Annotated in this window: 2 protein-coding genes; both read left to right on the top strand. The window is 61.2% G+C overall.

Annotated features, from left to right (window positions below; all coding sequences use genetic code 11):
- Positions 1 to 164: 164 nt before the first annotated feature.
- Positions 165 to 797, top strand: a complete 633-nt coding sequence (locus JWR98_RS28630) for a sarcosine oxidase subunit gamma (protein WP_003176543.1) — start codon at positions 165 to 167, stop codon at positions 795 to 797.
- Positions 798 to 807: 10 nt separating this feature from the next.
- Positions 808 to 1,665, top strand: coding sequence for a formyltetrahydrofolate deformylase (gene purU, locus JWR98_RS28635; protein WP_078734960.1), 858 nt, complete (start codon positions 808 to 810; stop codon positions 1,663 to 1,665).
- Positions 1,666 to 1,689: the final 24 nt, after the last annotated feature.

Genomic DNA, 1,689 nt, shown 5'->3' on the forward strand with positions numbered 1-1,689 from the left:
CTTCGGTGTTCTTTGACCCGAAAGGCGATCGCCAGAACATCTGATAGACCGAGTTGCCTGCATCGGGGGCAAGCCCCCTCCCACATTTTTAAATGCATTCCCCTGTGGGAGGGGTTGCCCGATGAGGCCATCAGCCTCAAAACAGAATTCAAAACAGGTGCTTTATGACAGCAGCCAATGTTTACCAACAACGCCCCACCACCGGCGCCAAGGCCGAGTCGTCGCTGCACCATGCCGACCTCGCCAGCCTGGTCGGCAAGGGCCGCAAAAACGCCGGCGTGACCGTGCGGGAAAAGAAACTGCTCGGCCACCTGACCATTCGTGGCGATGGCCACGATGCTGCGTTCGCCGCCGGTGTGCACAAGGCCCTGGGCATCGAACTGCCCGGCGCCCTGAGCGTGATCGTCAAAGGTGAAACCAGCCTGCAATGGCTCGGCCCGGACGAGTGGCTGCTCATCGTCCCAAGCGGTGAAGAATTCGCCGCCGAGCAGAACCTGCGTGCCGCGCTGGGCGATTTGCATATCCAGATCGTCAACGTCAGCGGCGGCCAGCAGATCCTCGAACTGAGCGGCCCGAACGTGCGCGACGTGCTGATGAAGTCCACCAGCTACGACGTGCACCCCAACAACTTCCCGGTAGGCAAGGCGGTGGGCACGGTGTTCGCCAAGTCGCAACTGGTGATCCGCCACACCGCCGAAGACACCTGGGAACTGCTGATCCGTCGCAGCTTCTCGGATTACTGGTGGTTGTGGTTGCAAGACGCCTCGGCCGAGTTCGGTCTGAGCGTTCAAGCCTGAGGAATCGCCGATGAGCCGCGCACCCGATACATGGATTTTGACTGCCGACTGCCCCAGCGTGCTCGGCACGGTGGACGCGGTTACCCGCTACCTGTTCGAGCAGGGTTGCTACGTCACCGAGCACCACTCGTTCGATGACCGCCTCTCGGGCCGGTTTTTCATTCGCGTGGAATTTCGTCAGCCCGAAGGCTTCGACGAGCAGGCATTCCGCGCCGGCCTGGCCGCGCGCGGTGAAGCCTTTGGCATGATCTTCGAGCTGACGGCGCCGAACTACCGGCCAAAAGTGGTGATCATGGTGTCCAAGGCCGATCACTGCCTCAACGACCTGCTGTACCGCCAACGCATCGGCCAACTGTCGATGGACGTGGTCGCGGTGGTGTCCAACCACCCCGACTTGAAGCCGTTGGCCGACTGGCACCAGATTCCCTACTACCATTTCCCGCTGGACCCCAACGACAAGCCGTCCCAGGAGCGTCAAGTGTGGCAAGTGGTGGAAGACACCGGCGCTGAACTGGTGATCCTTGCGCGCTACATGCAAGTGCTGTCGCCGGAGTTGTGCCGCAAGCTCGACGGCAAGGCCATCAACATCCATCACTCGTTGCTGCCGGGGTTCAAGGGCGCCAAGCCGTATCACCAGGCCTACAACAAGGGCGTGAAACTGGTGGGCGCCACGGCGCATTACATCAACAACGATCTGGACGAAGGCCCGATCATCGCCCAGGGCGTGGAAGTGGTGGATCACAGCCACTATCCCGAGGACCTGATTGCCAAGGGACGGGATATTGAAGGGCTGACATTGGCGCGGGCGGTGGGGTATCACATTGAACGGCGGGTATTCTTGAATGCCAATCGGACGGTGGTGCTCTGACTGACGCCATCGGGAGCAAGTCGA

Origin of the sequence: Pseudomonas lactucae, from assembly GCF_016937615.1 — a bacterium.
In the GTDB taxonomy this organism is placed as follows: Bacteria; Pseudomonadota; Gammaproteobacteria; order Pseudomonadales; family Pseudomonadaceae; genus Aquipseudomonas; species Aquipseudomonas lactucae.